This is a genomic window from Streptomyces massasporeus, assembly GCF_014648995.1.
GTDB classification, from domain to species: Bacteria; Actinomycetota; Actinomycetes; order Streptomycetales; family Streptomycetaceae; genus Streptomyces; species Streptomyces massasporeus.
This window is the reverse complement of record NZ_BMSE01000015.1, coordinates 199,472-214,575: the sequence shown is the minus strand read 5'-3', so window position 1 is coordinate 214,575 and position 15,104 is coordinate 199,472. Positions and strand designations below refer to the sequence as shown.

10 protein-coding genes and 4 pseudogenes are annotated in these 15,104 nt (G+C 69.6%); 7 read left to right on the top strand and 7 right to left on the bottom strand.

Annotated features, from left to right (window positions below; genetic code table 11):
- Window positions 1-208 precede the first annotated feature (208 nt).
- The 3 genes from IE153_RS29010 to IE153_RS29000 all read left to right on the top strand — a co-directional run bounded on the left by IE153_RS29010 (window position 209) and on the right by IE153_RS29000 (window position 5,890).
- Entirely contained in the window at window positions 209-3,127 is a 2,919-nt protein-coding gene (locus IE153_RS29010; RefSeq protein ID WP_189592738.1) for a glycoside hydrolase family 48 protein, read from the top strand.
- A gap of 344 nt (window positions 3,128-3,471) precedes the next feature.
- Entirely contained in the window at window positions 3,472-4,494 is a 1,023-nt protein-coding gene (locus IE153_RS29005) for a LacI family DNA-binding transcriptional regulator (RefSeq protein ID WP_189592737.1), read from the top strand.
- A gap of 232 nt (window positions 4,495-4,726) precedes the next feature.
- Window positions 4,727-5,890, top strand: coding sequence for a GH12 family glycosyl hydrolase domain-containing protein (locus IE153_RS29000; protein ID WP_189592736.1), 1,164 nt, complete (start codon window positions 4,727-4,729; stop codon window positions 5,888-5,890).
- Between the two features lie 345 nt (window positions 5,891-6,235).
- Here the strand turns inward: IE153_RS29000 and IE153_RS28995 are convergent.
- A pseudogene (locus IE153_RS28995) lies at window positions 6,236-6,929 on the bottom strand (MFS transporter); the annotation flags it as partial.
- Between the two features lie 5 nt (window positions 6,930-6,934).
- A pseudogene (locus IE153_RS41880) lies at window positions 6,935-7,093 on the bottom strand (flavoprotein); the annotation flags it as partial.
- Between the two features lie 332 nt (window positions 7,094-7,425).
- On the opposite strand from IE153_RS41880, the gene IE153_RS28990 reads away from it, so the two are divergent.
- On the top strand, window positions 7,426-7,599 hold the full coding sequence (locus IE153_RS28990) for a hypothetical protein (RefSeq protein WP_189592735.1): 174 nt from the start codon (window positions 7,426-7,428) through the stop codon (window positions 7,597-7,599).
- A gap of 502 nt (window positions 7,600-8,101) precedes the next feature.
- Here IE153_RS28990 and IE153_RS28985 read toward each other — a convergent pair.
- The 4 genes from IE153_RS28985 to IE153_RS28970 form a co-directional block, all read right to left on the bottom strand.
- Window positions 8,102-8,449, bottom strand: a complete 348-nt coding sequence (locus IE153_RS28985; RefSeq protein WP_189592734.1) for an STAS domain-containing protein — start codon at window positions 8,447-8,449, stop codon at window positions 8,102-8,104.
- Window positions 8,450-8,736: 287 nt separating this feature from the next.
- Entirely contained in the window at window positions 8,737-9,948 is a 1,212-nt protein-coding gene (locus IE153_RS28980) for a PP2C family protein-serine/threonine phosphatase (RefSeq protein ID WP_189592733.1), read from the bottom strand.
- 244 nt (window positions 9,949-10,192) lie between these two features.
- Window positions 10,193-10,981 carry a PAQR family membrane homeostasis protein TrhA gene (gene trhA, locus IE153_RS28975; RefSeq protein ID WP_229829231.1) on the bottom strand — a complete coding sequence of 263 codons (789 nt, stop codon included), beginning with the start codon at window positions 10,979-10,981 and terminating at the stop codon, window positions 10,193-10,195.
- Between the two features lie 56 nt (window positions 10,982-11,037).
- Complete coding sequence (locus tag IE153_RS28970) at window positions 11,038-11,370, bottom strand: MerR family transcriptional regulator (protein WP_189592732.1); 333 nt, start codon at window positions 11,368-11,370, stop codon at window positions 11,038-11,040.
- A gap of 1,455 nt (window positions 11,371-12,825) precedes the next feature.
- On the opposite strand from IE153_RS28970, the gene IE153_RS28965 reads away from it, so the two are divergent.
- Window positions 12,826-12,996 carry a hypothetical protein gene (locus IE153_RS28965; RefSeq protein WP_031106884.1) on the top strand — a complete coding sequence of 57 codons (171 nt, stop codon included), beginning with the start codon at window positions 12,826-12,828 and terminating at the stop codon, window positions 12,994-12,996.
- A gap of 369 nt (window positions 12,997-13,365) precedes the next feature.
- Here IE153_RS28965 and IE153_RS28960 read toward each other — a convergent pair.
- A pseudogene (locus IE153_RS28960) lies at window positions 13,366-13,482 on the bottom strand (IS5/IS1182 family transposase); the annotation flags it as partial.
- Window positions 13,483-13,496: 14 nt separating this feature from the next.
- Between IE153_RS28960 and IE153_RS28955 the strand changes: the two are divergent.
- Together IE153_RS28955 and IE153_RS28950 are read left to right on the top strand one after the other, a co-directional pair.
- Window positions 13,497-13,985, top strand: a pseudogene (locus tag IE153_RS28955) (zinc-binding dehydrogenase); the annotation flags it as partial.
- Between the two features lie 507 nt (window positions 13,986-14,492).
- The gene (locus tag IE153_RS28950; protein WP_189592731.1) at window positions 14,493-15,062 is read left to right on the top strand and encodes a hypothetical protein; all 570 of its coding nucleotides are present in this window, start codon (window positions 14,493-14,495) and stop codon (window positions 15,060-15,062) included.
- The last annotated feature ends 42 nt before the right edge of the window (window positions 15,063-15,104 follow it).

Here is a 15,104-nt window from a genome sequence, read left to right as displayed (position 1 = left end):
CGCTCCCACTGGTGGAGAGGAAGTTAGCGCCAACCGGCGAGGTTTCATAGGGTCCTTGCGAAACTTTCGCTCCCACCGGCCCAGTTCGAACTTTGAACGCCGCAACATCTTGACCGCACCCGTCTCCGTCTCCACGATGGGAGCGCTCCCACTGGATTCAGGCTTTGGCACCTCTCCGCGAACCGCGTGACGCAAGGAGGAACAGCACATGGATCCCGGACGCAAACGCAGAGCCGTACGACGGCTCTGGACTGCCGTTGCCGCCGCCTTCGCCCTTCCCCTGTCGATGCTCGCCACCGGCACGACCACCGCGAACGCGGCGTCCGTGCAGTGCAGCGTCGACTACAAGGCCAACGACTGGGGTTCCGGCTTCACCGTCGACCTCACCCTCACCAACCGAGGCACCGCCGCGATCGACGGCTGGACTCTGACCTACGGCTACTCGGGCAACCAGAAGCTCGCGAACGGGTGGAACGGCAGCTGGTCCCAGGCCGGGCAGACCATCACCGTCAAGAACGCCTCGTACAACGGCACCATCACCGCGGGCGGTGCGGTCTCCACGGGAGCACAGTTCAGCTACAGCGGCAGCAACACCGCGCCGACCGACTTCGCGGTCAACGGCACCCGTTGCGTCGGCGCCCACCAGCCGCCGATCACCGTGCTGACCAGCCCGGCCGCCGGTGCGGTCTACTCGCGCGGTGACGCCGTGCCGCTCGCGGCGACCGCCGCGGCCGCGGACGGCGCGACGATCAGCAAGGTGGAGTTCTACGACGACACCACGCTGCTGGGCACGGACACCACCGCGCCCTACACGCACTCCGCTTCCGGCTTGACCGTGGGCAGTCATTCCCTGCTGGCGAAGGCCTACGACAGCCAGGGCGCCTCGGCGGAGTCCACCCCGGTCGGCATCACGGTCGCCGCGGGCCCCGCCGTGGTGGCCTCGACCACGCAACTCGCCGTCCAGCAGGGCAAGACGGCGACGTACGACCTGAAGCTCTCGACCCAGCCGTCGTCCAACGTGACCGTCACGACCGCCCGGACCGGCGGCAACTCGGGGCTGTCCGTCACGGGCGGCGCGTCACTCATCTTCACCCCGTCGAACTGGAGCACCGCCCAGAAGGTGACCGTCGCCGCGGACGACTCCGGCACGGGGGCGGCGACGTTCGAGTCGACGGCTCCCGGGCACGGCAAGGCAGCGGTGACGGTCACCCAGATCGCGGCGTCCAAGGGATACGACGCCCGGTTCCTGGACCTCTACGGGAAGATCACCAACCCGGCCAACGGCTACTTCTCCCCCGAGGGCATCCCCTACCACTCGGTCGAGACGCTGATCGTCGAGGCCCCGGACCACGGCCACGAGACCACGTCCGAGGCATACAGCTACCTCCTGTGGCTCCAGGCCATGTACGGGAAGATCACCGGTGACTGGACCAAGTTCAACGGCGCCTGGGAGATCATGGAGAAGTACATGATCCCCACCCACGCAGACCAGCCGACCAACTCCTTCTACAACGCCTCCAAGCCGGCCACCTACGCGCCCGAGGAAGACACTCCGGACCGGTATCCGACGGCGCTCGACCCGTCCGTGGCCGCCGGTTCGGACCCGCTCGCCGGTGAGCTGAAGTCGGCCTACAACACGGACGACGTCTACGGCATGCACTGGATCCAGGACGTCGACAACACCTACGGCTTCGGCAACACCCCGGGCGGCACGTGCGAGGCCGGCCCGTCGGAGACCGGACCGTCGTACATGAACACCTTCCAGCGCGGACCGCAGGAGTCGGTGTGGGAGACGGTGCCGCAGCCGACCTGCGACGCCTTCAAGTACGGCGGCAAGAACGGCTACCTGGACCTGTTCACCGGGGACAAGTCGTACGCCAAGCAGTGGAAGTACACCACCGCCCCGGACGCCGACGCGCGCGCCGTGCAGGCCGCCTACTGGGCGGACCTGTGGGCGAAGCAGCAGGGCAAGGGCTCGGCCGTGTCGGGCACGGTCGCCAAGGCGGCCAAGATGGGCGACTACCTGCGCTACTCCATGTACGACAAGTACTTCAAGAAGATCGGCAACTGCGTCGGCCCCTCGACCTGCCCGGCCGGCACCGGCAAGGACGCCTCGCACTATCTGATGTCGTGGTACTACGCCTGGGGCGGCTCCACCGACACCAGCGGGGGCTGGGCCTGGCGGATCGGATCCAGCTTCGCGCACAGCGGCTATCAGAACCCGCTGGCCGCATACGCGCTCAGCTCCCACGCCGACCTGAAGCCCAAGTCCTCCACCGGCGTGGCCGACTGGAGCAAGTCACTTCAGCGGCAGATGGAGTTCTACCGCTGGCTGCAGTCGAGCGAGGGCGCCATCGCCGGCGGCTCGACCAACAGCTGGGCGGGCCGCTACGCGACCCCGCCCGCCGGCAAGTCGACGTTCCACGGCATGTACTACGACGAGAAGCCCGTCTACCACGACCCGCCGTCCAACCAGTGGTTCGGCTTCCAGGCATGGTCGATGGAGCGGGTCGCCGAGTACTACCAGCAGACGGGGGACGCCTCCGCGAAGGCGATCCTCGACAAGTGGGTCAAGTGGGCGCTGTCCAAGACCACGATCAATCCCGACGGCACCTACCAGATTCCCTCCACGCTCCAGTGGTCGGGCCAGCCCGACACCTGGAACGCGTCAAGTCCCGGCGCGAACAGCGGACTTCACGTCACCGTCGCGGACTACACCAACGACGTCGGCGTGGCGGCCGCGTACGCCAAGACCCTGACGTACTACGGGGCCAAGTCCGGTGACGCGAAGGCGAAGTCGACGGCGAAGGCGCTGCTGGACGGAATGTGGGACCACCACCAGGACGGCCTCGGCATCGCTGTCCCCGAGACCCGCACCGATTACAGCCGCTTCGACGACAAGCTCTACGTGCCGAGCGGCTGGACCGGCAAGATGCCGAACGGCGAGACCATCGACTCGTCCTCGACGTTCTCCTCGATCCGGTCCTTCTACAAGAACGACCCGGCCTGGTCGAAGATCGAGGCCTACCTCAAGGGCGGCGCCGCGCCCGTCTTCACCTACCACCGGTTCTGGGCCCAGGCGGACATCGCCCTGGCCATGGGCTCGTACGCGGAACTCCTCGAGTAGCCCCCGCCGGCGATCCGCGTACGCGACCCCGTCACAAGGCGACGGGGTCACCCCGCCGGGCGGCCCCACCCTCCCAGGGGCCGCCCGGTCCGGGTCTCTTCCGGCGCTTGCACGCCACCCGACGAACGGCACGGTGTTTCCCCCCGCAAACACGATCCGCAGAGCCCTGAGAAGCGAGTTGCACCGTCGACCACCAGCGCGACAGACCGAATACCTCCCCACCAAGTCGGGAGCGCTCCCAACCCTGGGGCGCGGCGCGACCGCCTGACCCGGTGCCGTTGCCGAAGTCATGTGCTCGATTGCCTCCGGCCGGTAAGATCGGTGATCTCGTGGGGGAGGTGGTCATGGGCAGGCGACGCCCTGGGACACCGACGCTGGAGGAGGTGGCCGCCCGGGCTCGGGTGGGTCGGGGCACGGTCTCCCGCGTCATCAACAACGCGGCGGGCGTGAAGGAGTCGACCCGCCGCACCGTACAGCGGGCTATCGAGGAACTGGGCTACGTGCCCAACCTCGCGGCCCGTTCCCTGGCCGGGCGGCGGGCCGACGCCGTCGCCCTGGTCATGACGGAGCCGGACTGGCGGCAGTTCGCCGAGCCGTTCTTCTCCGAGATCGTCAGCTCGCTCGGGGACGCGCTGACGGACACCGGAATACAGCTGCTGCTCACCTTGGTCCGCTCCGACGCCGAGCGGCAGCGCTTCCTCGAGTACGCCCGCGGCGGCCGGGTCGACGGTGTCCTGCTGATGTCCGTGCACGCCGGCGATCCGCTGCCGGACATGCTCGCCGAGGCCCGGATGCCGACCGTGCTGCTGGGGCGCCGCTCGGGCGACGAGTACGTCAGCTACGTCGACGCGGACAACATCGGCGGAGCCCGCAGCGCCGTCTCCCATCTTCTGCAACGGGGCCGCAGGGTCATAGCCACCATCACCGGGCCGCTCGACCTGTACGCCGCCCAGTGCCGGCTGCGCGGCTACCAGGAGGCTCTGGCGTCGGCGGGCCTGGAGGGCGAGCGGACCCGCGTCGCCGAGAGCGACTTCACGGCGGAGAGCGGACGCCGCGCCATGGCCGAGCTCATCGAACGCCATCCGGACATCGACGGCGTGGTCGCCGCGTCGGACACCACCGCCGCAGGAGCTCTGGAGGCGCTGCGCGCGGCCGGGCGCCGGGTGCCGGAGGATGTCGCCGTGATCGGCTTCGACGACTTTCCGCTGGCTCAGCGGACCGAACCACGACTGACCACGGTTCGCCAGCCGATCGAGGAGATCGGACGGGCCATGGTCCGGCTCCTCCTGGAGGAGATGGAGGAGGGCGCCGTCGCCTGGCGTCACGTCATCCTCCGTACGGAGCTGGTGGTCCGCGACTCGACCTGACGTTTCGCCGGCCAAGTTCCAGGAACCGCCGTGGAGTCGGCGCGCTGCATCTCGATGCCCTCGCCTGACCTGCGGTTCCGGAATCGGTGACGACAGGTTCATGCCGACAGTCTTGTCAGGGACCTGAAGCATCCCTACAGTCCGTGCCGTTCCCCAGAATTGGGAGCGCTCCCACTCGCACGTTCCCGGGAAGCACTTCCGTTACCCCCACCCCTCCCCGAAGAGGATCCGCATGCGTCCTTCACCCCACCATGCCCACAGCGCGCGTGGCCTGCTCGGCGCGCTGCTCACCTCGCTCGTCTCGCTCGCCGCGTTACTGACCGCATCCTCGGTGGCGCGGGCCGACACCACGATCTGCCAACCGTTCGGTTCGACGACCATCCAGGGCCGCTACGTGGTCCAGAACAACCGCTGGGGCACCAGCGCCACCCAGTGCATCGCCGTCAACGACTCGGGGTTCAGGATCACCCAGGCCGACGGCTCCGTCCCGACGAACGGCGCTCCGAAGTCCTACCCGTCCGTCTACAACGGCTGCCACTACACCAACTGCTCGCCCGGAACCAAGCTCCCCGCTCAGCTCAGCACCATCTCATCCGCGCCCTCGAGCATCTCCTACACCTACGTGAACAACGCGGCGTACAACGCCTCGTACGACATCTGGCTCGACCCAACACCCCGTACCGACGGCGTGAACCGTACCGAGATCATGCTCTGGTTCAACAAGGTCGGAGCCGTCCAGCCCATCGGCTCCCCGGTGGGCTCCGCCAGCGTGGCCGGGCGCGAGTGGCAGGTCTGGTCCGGCAGCAACGGCTCGAACGACGTGCTGTCGTTCGTCGCACCGTCGGCGATCACCAGCTGGAACTTCGACGTCATGGACTTCGCCCGGCACGCCGTCGCACGGGGGCTCGCGCAGAACAACTGGTACCTGACGAGTGTTCAGGCGGGATTCGAGCCCTGGCAGAACGGTGCGGGCCTCGCCGTGAACTCGTTCTCCTCCACCGTCAACACGGGCTCTTCCGGTGACCCGGGCGGCCCTGGCCCGGGCAACCCCGGCGACCCCGGCACCCCGGGAGGTTCCACGGCCTGCAAGGTGACGTACGGAGCGAACGCCTGGCAGGGCGGTTTCACCGCCGATGTCACCATCACCAACACCGGCTCCTCCCGCGTCAGTGGCTGGAAGCTCGCGTTCACCCTTCCGTCCGGTCAGCAGATCACCAACGCCTGGAACACAAACCTGTCCGGGTCGTCGGGAGCCGTCAGCGCGAGCAATGTGGCCCACAACGCAGAGGTGGCGGCCGGCGGTCAGGTGACCTTCGGGTTCCAGGGCACCTCGAGCGGCGCCTTCGCCAAGCCCTCCGGCTTCACCCTGAACGGCACCGCCTGCACCACCGCCTGACACACGTTCCCCCTCCGAGGGCCCGCCTGTCCCCCGCGGACAGGCGGGTCCCGCAGGCCGCAGGGCAACCCGGAAGCCGGGTCAGTGCCGGGCGAACCGTTCCCGCGTCTGCTGCACGGCGTCCGCCCGCAAGTGCTGGATGACGGGCATGCTCCCCCGTTCGGGGGATCCGCTGGAACATCAGATGCTGGCGCATCTGGGGCGTTTGCGGATGCCGCGTTGACTCCGACCGGGTAGGTGCATGCCTGGGCGGTCGGCGCGCTGGAGGCGGCGGCGGTGCGGGGGGGGCGCCTGGGCGATGCGCGGGTGGTTTTGACCGTGCCGGTCGATGCGGGCTGATTTGGTGGCGGCGAGCAGGAGGAACGGCCGGCTGCGCCCGACGCCGCAGCGCCTTCGGTCGTGTGTGCAGGGCTCGCTGGGGCGTCGGGCCAGGGTGCGCGCAGGGCCAGGGCGTGGGCGGAGATGGTGACGGTGGCGAGGATGCCGGCGAGCACGAGGTAGGTGTGGCGCCGAGAAAGATGGTCGGCGAGGGCCGCGGTCAGGGGTGCGAAGACGGGTGAGGCGAGGCCGCCGGCGAGGGTGACGATGGTGAGGGCGCGGACGTGGTCGGGGGCCCACCAGCGGGTCAAGGCGGCGAACGCGGGCTGGTAGAAGGTGGCCGCCACCGCGATCCCGGCCAGCGCCCAACCGGCGATGAGGACCGGCAGGTTCGGGGCTGCGGCCACGATCAGCAGGGTGACTACGCCGAGCTCGGACCCTGTGGTCATGATGGTGCGCGGGTCGCGCCGGTCGAGGATGCGCCCGACGTGGATCCCGGCGAGGGCGGAGACGACGAGAGCGAGCGAGAACGCCGCGGCGCTTGCCCCTGGCGGCCAGCCGGTCGCGTGGGTGATCCGGGGGTTGAGGACAGGGAAGGCGGAGTAGAGAGGCCCCAGCTCACGATCTGCGTGGCGCAGAGGGCGGGCAGGGCGGCGCGGGGCCGCGACCGGTCCCCTGCTCCGGTCGTGGCCCCGCGCGTGGGGGTGCCCAGGTCGGTCACGAGCCTCAGCAGCCGCCCGCCGAAGCCTCCTCGGTAGCCGCCCCGACCGCTGCGGGGGCACCGAGCTTGACGAGCTGCGGCCCGGGCGCGCAGCAGCCGCCGCCGTCGGTCTGAGCGGCGTCGGGGGCGTCGAACAGTCCGGCGCCGCCGCAGACTCCGGTCTGGTTCTGGTCGACGCGATGGGCGCCGTGACGGACTTCCCGAGGCGAACGCTCGCCGGGAGACGGTCCAAGCCTGCCGAGTCCCGTGCGAGCCTTTCCCGACTGAGCCGCCCCAGGGTCCGCTCTGGTTCCGAGGCTCCAGCCATAGCCGCACTCGGGCGACCGGAGCAGTACGCCGGCCTGTCAGCCGGACAGGAGCCCGCGGGGACCGCTAGCTCGTGCACCCGCTCCGTGTCGTCGCCGAAGGTACAAACCACTCTTCGAAAGCGGGCGCCCCGTTTCCACCCTGGCGTCAAGGGCAGGCGCATCATAGATGCGTCGATGAAGGGACTGACATGAGTACCGGGGAGAAGGCCAAGGCCACGACCGAGCAGGTTGTAGGGAAGGCTGTCAGGAAGCTGGCTCACGCGATGGGCAAGGACACCACCGCCGCCAAAGGCGCCGCACTGGAGGCACGGGGCAAGGCCCGAGCGGCCAAGGAGGGCGCGAAGGACAGCTTCCGTCACTGATCGCCCCTCGGGGTGGCGCGAGGCGATTCCACATTGATGTTCGTGCCACCGGTGCGCGTCGGGTGTTCGGCGGCCGCCCGTTGCCCTGCACCGTCCGGCCGCCGACCGCCGCGTCGGCGGGAGTTCTACGTCCTCGGCACCCCCGACCGTGCGGCCCGTCCGCTCACCGCGACCAGGGCGCCGGCCGCGACGCTCGGCACCGGCGCCTACGCCCTGGCCCGGCCCGCACGCGTCACACGAGGGCAGCGGTGTCGAGCGCTTCGTGGGGGCTCGGTCCAAGGAGAGTCCGGCGTCGGCCAAGCCGTGCGGGCGAGCACGGTGCAGGTGTCGCTCACCGGTGCCTCGCCGAAGGCGGCGACCCTGGGACCAGCCCTGGAGCGGGCGCGTTCAGCGGAGGTCGGACGGTGTCGGACGTCAGATACAAAGCCACAGCCGTCGCACACGGATCGCCGCGTCGGCACACCGCCTGCTCATATCACCGGCCCCGCGGCTCTGAGCAGACTCAGCATCCGAAATCGCCTTCTGCATCGCCAGCGGTGTCATAGACCCTCAATAGCTGATCCACCCCGGTCATCTGCAACACGCGCCGCACCGGCCTGGACACATTCGCCAGCACGACGACAGTGCCGCGCGAATCCGCCTGCCGCCATGCCTGGAGCAGGACGTTCAGCCCGGCTGAGTCGCAGAACGAAACGCCGGACAACTCCAGCACGATCAAGCGCTCAGACCGCGCCGTCAGTTCCAGGAACTCCGCGCCGAACGACGGGCCGCTCACGTAGTCCATCTCGCCGCTGACCCGCGCCACCAAGCACCAGCCGGAGGCGCTCACCTCGACCGACGGACCGCCCACAACTCCCTCCCCATCGTCTCCCCTGGAGACCGCAGGACCAGCACAACAACCCACCGCCCGAGTGCCCCGCCCCGGACGCCCTACTCCGCCCTCCCCCGGGGCCACACCCGCCCTGGCTACGCCCCAGAGCATCGTCCGCAGACGGATTCGTGTCGCTGACGCCCCAGGCCGGGCCGGCCCTTCTCCGTCAATCCCACCATGCGCGGGGCCAACCTTGCGGCGGGGCGCGAGCCGCACGGCACGCGAAACAGGCTCTGCCGGGCAGTTGCTCCTCAGGACGCTTCTGTTCACCGTGCAGGGCGTTGAGCACCACCAGGTATGAGGCCGGCATCGCCCACCGCGTGTGAGGCGTCGGTGAGGTCGGCGCCCGTGGCGGCGTCCCGCTGGGAATGGCTGGTGCCATGCCAGTCCAGGCACATGACGGTCGCGTCGTCCTGCAGGTGGCCGTCGTTGGCGTCGACGACCGCGGCGATGAGGGTGCGGGCGGCCTCGCGAGGGTGCAGATCGCGGGTGTGCACGATCAGGTCGGACAGATCGACGCTGTTGGCGTTACCCTCCAGCATGCCGTCGGTCAGCATCACCAACCGGTCGCCCGGCCGCAGGTCAAACGACTGGACCCGATAGGTGTGCGGGACGGAGAAACCGAACGGCAGGTCGATCTTCGGAGTGATCTGCCGCACCTGGCCATCCCGCATCCGCAGCGGCCAGGGGTGCCCGGCGTTGATGAACTCGGTCTTGCCGTCGATCAGACTGATGCGCAGGAGCTGGCCGGTGACGTAGCCCTGGTGGCCGTGCTCGCGCATGGCCTGGTCGGCCTGGCGGGCCTGCTCGGCGAGGTCGCCACCGGCCCGACGTGCCCGGCGCAGGGCGCCCACCGCAAGCGTGGCCAGCAGCGCGGCCTCGACATCATGCCCCATGGCATCGGTGACGGAAAGCTGGACCGTGTCCCGGTCGATCACATAGTCGAAGGTGTCACCTCCGACGTGGTCGGCCGGCTCCAGCGCCCCGGCCACCGCGAACTGCGCCGCCTCGCACGCCAGCGAAGCCGGGAGCAACCGGTGCTGGATCTCCGCGGCCAGGCTCAGCGGCTTTGTGCGGCGGCCCCACTGGTACACGTCGGTGAAGGACCGGTTCGCGATGACGATGTACGCCAACGCGTGCGCGGTCTCGCCGATCTCCCGCATCGCCTCCGCGTCGGGCGCCTCCGGCAGGAACAGTTCGAGGAGCCCGACGGCATCCCCGCGGTTGGTCACCGGGGCGACGATCCGGACCAGCGCACCCTCGCCCTTGTCCTCCACGCTCGGCCGCTGGGTGCGGATCACATCGTCGTACAGGGTGCCCCGCAGCATGATCCGCCGGGCTGGCTCACCGGTATCGACGCTGCCCGCCGCCCCCAGCCGTACGACCGAGCTGCCAGTGAAGTCGGTGATCAGGAACGACACCGACGCGGCCCCGAGATGCTCTACGAGCATCGTTGCGACCACGTCGAGCGATTCCACGGGCGCCGCGGCCTCCGCCGCCTCCAGCGTCCCCGCCAAAGCCCTCGCCCGGCTCCGACGACTCCTGCCTCCGGGAGCACGAGCGGCCCGCTCGCCGTCCGGCCCTCTCACAGTCACAGCGACTCCTTCGTTACTCGATGATGTAAGGACTTCGCCCCGAAAGGCGCGGAAGACCTGTGCCGAGCCGGGTACCGGACAGGTCACGTGCATCACCGGACCCGACTTCTGCCCGCTCACGGCATCGTCATGTGGCCGCGAGGAGGATGGCTGTGTAGTGCGTGGTGAAGGCGGCGATGGTGAGGGCGTGGAAGACCTCGTGGAAGCCGAACCAGGCCGGTGAGGGGTCGGGGCGCTTGAGTGCGTAGACGACGGCACCCGCGGTGTAGAGCACACCGCCGACGATGACGAGTGCGACAACCGCGGCGCCGCCGGTGCGCGCGAAGTCGGGCAGGTAGAAGACGGCCACCCAGCCCAGAGCGATGTAGCACGGCGTGTACAGCCATCGGGGAGCCCCGATCCACAGGATGCGGAAGGCTATGCCGACCAGCGCGCCCGCCCACACCACGGCCAACAGCACCCGCTGCTGTCCGGTGGGCAGCAGCAGTACCGCCAGCGGGGTGTAGGTGCCGGCGATGATCAGGAAGATGTTCGCGTGGTCGAGCCGCCGCAGGACCGCCTCGCCGCGCAAGCCCCACGTTCCGCGGTGGTAGATCGCGCTGGTACCGAACAGCAGGCATGCCGACACCGCGTACACCGAACACGCCGCCACCGCCGCAGCCGAGCGCGAAACGGCGGTCAGCACGATTCCGCCGACCAGCGCGAGGGGGAACACGCCGGCGTGCAGCCAGCCGCGCATCCTCGGCTTCAGCGCAGCCGCCGCGCGCTGCACCCCGTCTTCCAGGCCGGCGGCCATCTGCCCACCGATCAGCCGGCCGGTCGCGCCGGCAGGCGCATCTGCCGCCGGGGTGCGAAGGGCGTCGGGTGCCTGGGGTTCCCGTCTGCGTGCCGACGGCTGAGGGTCTTCGGCGATCATGCGCTCATATTCTGAATCGGCGAGGAATTGCGGTCCGGCGCGTCGTGGAGTGCGGGTCAGACGTCGGCCGTGTGTCGGGCTGCGGCGCGGCGGTATTCGGCGTTGAGGCACCGGGCTTCCTCGAGCTGGTCTTCGAGGATGATGATGCGGCAGGCGGCCTCGATGGGGGTGCCCTGATCGACGAGTTCGCGGGCGCGGGCGGCGATGCGTAGCTGGTAGCGGGAGTAGCGGCGGTGTCCGCCTGCGGAGCGCAGCGGCGTGATGAGGCGGGCGTCGCCGATGGCGCGGAGGAAGCCCTGGGTGGTGCCGAGCAGCTCGGCGGCCCGTCCCATGGTGTAGGCGGGGTAGTCGTCGTCGTCGAGACGCCCGAAGGAATCGTCTGCTGTCATCTGACCTCTCTGTGGAACGTGTGGAGGGCCCTGGCGCCGTACGGCGCCAGGGCCCGAAGGAACTGCTACACCATCTGCCGGCCCTACTACTGCGCCGGCCTTCTGTCACCGCACACCCGACCGGAATGCTGCCGGGGATGCTGGGATCGCGGTTGCTTGACCGGAGACCACCTCACTATCGATGTCCTGCGGTACCCGGACTCGAAAAGCCGCCCGGGCGATCCTGATGGCGTCCACTTCCTCCGTTCATTCCCTCATTGCTGGTACTGCTCTATCGCGTACTGCTGGTGATGCGAACTGCTGGTGGCCTGCTACAGCGCCACTCTTCGGCAGCCAGCCCCGTCGCCCGTCCTGCGTCTGCTCCGGCTTGGAACCCCACTGCCGAACCTCCCGGTGCGCGCGCCCGCAGCCGACGCCTTCACCGAGGTACTGCTCACTGACTTCACTGCTGAGTACTGCTCACGGCGGCCCCTGAACACTGCGGGCCACCCGGTCCGGTCGTCAGTCCCGTCGCCGTCCTGCAACAACCCTGGCTTCGGAACTCCACCACCGCACCGTCCTGCGCACTGCAACTGCGGTACTTCTCCCCGGCAGTTCGTGTCTGCCGGGCCCTGCGGTCTCTCTGAGTTACGAGAGAAACCATAACCACACCACTGACCAATGTCTACTCCGGTCACGATAGATTTTCTTGCTCGGGTGAAGAGCGTGGTCTTGATCGGCGATGGAGAGCGGCACCCGAAGGAACCCTCAGAGGCGCAGGGCCAGCCGGAGACCGGTCGGCGCACGCGTGACGCAGATGTCGCGGTCTCGCCGGTGAACCGCGCATCCCCGGCCAGGCCCCGAGGGATGTCAGGGCCGCCCGCGCCTTGAGACCCGTGGTGCCGTCGCGGCAGGGCGGTGGGGCCGGAAGGGCAGCGTGCTGGCTACCGTCGGTGGGCGGCGACTGGTGGCGTGCCCGCTGGGGTCGTCGGGCGATGCGGGCCGTGCTGCGCCTACCGACCGGCTCCTGCTCGGTGAACAGGTCCTCGGTGACGGCCCTGACGATTTCCGGGCCGTGCTGGGCGATCCTGCCGGGATCGGCGACCCGGGCAGCGGGCACCGTGGGGCCGCTGCCCCACGCGACAGCATCCACGGCGTGGGCGGTGACGCGCAGTTCCAGCAGGACAGGACCGGGAGCGCACTCGCGGGCGTGGCGACCAGCACGCCGACCACCAGCCGGGTCACGTCCCTCTCATTAAGCACTCGCGGGCACGTGACAGTCGGCGTGGCTGATCGAGGAAGGTGACGGCGTGGCTGCGGGTGGCGGCGACGGACACGCCGGGCAGCGCCCAACCGCGAGGTGAACGCCGGTGACGAAACTGAGCCCAGTTCCCGCAAGAGCAGTGAAGAAACCAGGCAGAACGGCAGCGTGTTCTTCGAATCGCCGGGCACGAGGAGCAGCGGAGGTTGATAACTATGGTTCCCCTGCTTCTCGTCCTGCTTCTGGCCCTGATCCTCTTCGGCGCGGGCTTCGCGCTGAAGGCACTGTGGTGGATCGCCGTCATCGTGCTGGTCGTCTGGCTGCTGGGCTTCGTGCTGCGCAGTGCGGACACAGGAGGCCGCAAGGGCCGCTGGTACCGCTGGTAATGGACCACACAGCAGCCGGCCTGTGGGCCCCGGGAGCTCCCGGGGCCCACAGGCCTGTTTGGCCTCAAAGCCACCCCGCCCCGCCCCAAGCCCGGCCTTGCTGCGCAGCCCGCCTCAGCCCATGACTGACGATCCGCGCGCGGGAGTCATCGGCCGCTTTGGCGAACGCATCCTGGAGGTGGCGCAGCCGCTCGGCTGGGCTCCGCGGTGCCCGGGGGTGGCGTGCCCTGGCGCCCGGGGGCCCGGAGCCAGCGGCATATCAGGCCAGGGATGCGAAAAGGTCCCGTACCTGCCGGGCAGTACGGGACGAAGTGGGGCGTCGGGCAGGGCTTGCACCTGCTTTCCCCGCAGGATGCGGGACGTCTTCCCTTAGAGGTCCCAACAAAGGCGTTGGGCGTGGCGGTGGGTGATGAGGCAGGTGGCGAGGCCGAGGAAGGCTTCGTGGATGTCGTCGCGTCTCTCCCAGCGGATGCGCAGGTGGCGGAAAGGCCCGGGAGTTCGGGGCAGGACGGATCATCGCCACGGTGTCGTCCGCGCAGAAGCGCGCCCTTGCTCTCGAACTCGGCGCGGACGCGGCCATCGACGGCGATGCGGCCGGCTATCGGGAGCGGGTTCTCGACGCCAACCACGGACGCCCGGCCGACATCGTCCTGGACGCCATCGGCGGTCCCGTCCTCGACGCCGCCCTGGACACCCTCGGGCCCCTCGGCCGGCTGGTGACCTACGGCGCCTCGTCCCGGCGGACAGCCTCCGCGATCGCGCCGAGCCGGCTGGCGGTGGACAGCATCACCGTCGCCGGCTTCTGGGTCATCCCGCTCATCGCCAGGAACGGCACCGCCGGTGCGGAACTGTCGCAACTGCTCGACCTCACGGCACGCGGTCGCCTGCGGCCCCTGGTCGGCGCGGAGTACGACCTGGCACGTGCCCGCGACGCGCACGAGGACCTGCTGGGTCGCCGTACCAAGGGGAAACTGGTCCTGCGCCCCTGACGCCACACACTCGACCTCCATGGCACGGTCCCACCGGACAGCGCTACCTGATCCGCGTTCAGGGTTCCACTGGGCGCGCAAAGCCCCCACCGGCATCCCTCCTCGCGTGCCTGAGCCGGACAGAGAGGACGGCATGACACCCACCCGGAGCGAAGCCCACCCCGGCCGGCGGTCCCACCTGTCAGCGCTCCGCCGAGCGTTCATGCCGCACGGACCAGTGGGCGAGCCCGCCAACCGTCGGGGCCCGCGTCGCACCCGGTAGCAGACCGTCCGGCCCGGACCGCCGGTGCGCACACCGCCCACCGCCCACCGCGCCCTCGTCCTGTAGACGATCGGGGCCCTCTCGTGCCCGTACGTACCCCTCCCCCGCCACTGACGCTACTGCCGTCCCGGGCTGTCCGTCCCGCGCAACGACCGCTCTGAGCGCCGCTGCTCAGACCGACTGAGTAGGCGACTGAGTAGCAGAGCGCTGCCGCGCGTCGCGCCGCGGCGGCTTTGATCAACGGCATGAAGCCCAAGATCATGGTCCCCGTGCTCGGCGTCACCCTGGTGGCACTCTTCGGGCTGACAGCCAAGGGGTGCGAAGCGATACAGGGCGGACCCGTGCGCAGCACCGAGGCCTTCCGTGACCATGTCCGCGCCACCACCCGGGCCGGCGAGGACGTCTACCGCGCGCTGTCCCCGGCACCCGCCAAGGAGCCGTACGCCTCCCGGCAGGACAGCTCCTCATGCGTGGACGACTTCGGCTTCGACGACACCGGCGTCAGCCGGGACGAGCCAATCTTCACCTGGGACCTGGACTTCGCCAGCGACGACGACTACCGCGCGGCCCTTGCGTCCCTCCGCAACACCTGGCGCGAAGACGGCCGTACCGTCGAGAAGGTCGACAACGGCATCGCCGCCACCCTCGACAACGGCATCCGGATCACCCTCCACCTCGGGTACTACGACGGCGAGCCCGAGCTGCGCGCCCAGGGCACGTGTATGCGCTACCGGGACAGCTACGGCGACGAATACGACTACATGTTCGACGACAACGGGGACGGTTCGGTCGACGAGTACGAGCGGCCGAACTGAGCTCCGGCTGCGCAGCCGAGCCGAAGGGAGCAGCCGCACACA

Bases quoted from the DNA above. Each gene is read 5' to 3' on its own strand.
- IE153_RS29010 (WP_189592738.1), top strand. From the start codon at position 209: ATGGATCCCGGACGCAAACGCAGAGCCGTACGACGGCTCTGGACTGCC.
- IE153_RS29005 (WP_189592737.1), top strand. From the start codon at position 3,472: ATGGGCAGGCGACGCCCTGGGACACCGACGCTGGAGGAGGTGGCCGCC.
- IE153_RS29000 (WP_189592736.1), top strand. From the start codon at position 4,727: ATGCGTCCTTCACCCCACCATGCCCACAGCGCGCGTGGCCTGCTCGGC.
- IE153_RS28990 (WP_189592735.1), top strand. From the start codon at position 7,426: ATGAGTACCGGGGAGAAGGCCAAGGCCACGACCGAGCAGGTTGTAGGG.
- trhA (WP_229829231.1), bottom strand. From the start codon at position 10,981: ATGATCGCCGAAGACCCTCAGCCGTCGGCACGCAGACGGGAACCCCAG.
- IE153_RS28970 (WP_189592732.1), bottom strand. From the start codon at position 11,370: ATGACAGCAGACGATTCCTTCGGGCGTCTCGACGACGACGACTACCCC.
- IE153_RS28965 (WP_031106884.1), top strand. From the start codon at position 12,826: ATGGTTCCCCTGCTTCTCGTCCTGCTTCTGGCCCTGATCCTCTTCGGC.
- IE153_RS28950 (WP_189592731.1), top strand. From the start codon at position 14,493: ATGAAGCCCAAGATCATGGTCCCCGTGCTCGGCGTCACCCTGGTGGCA.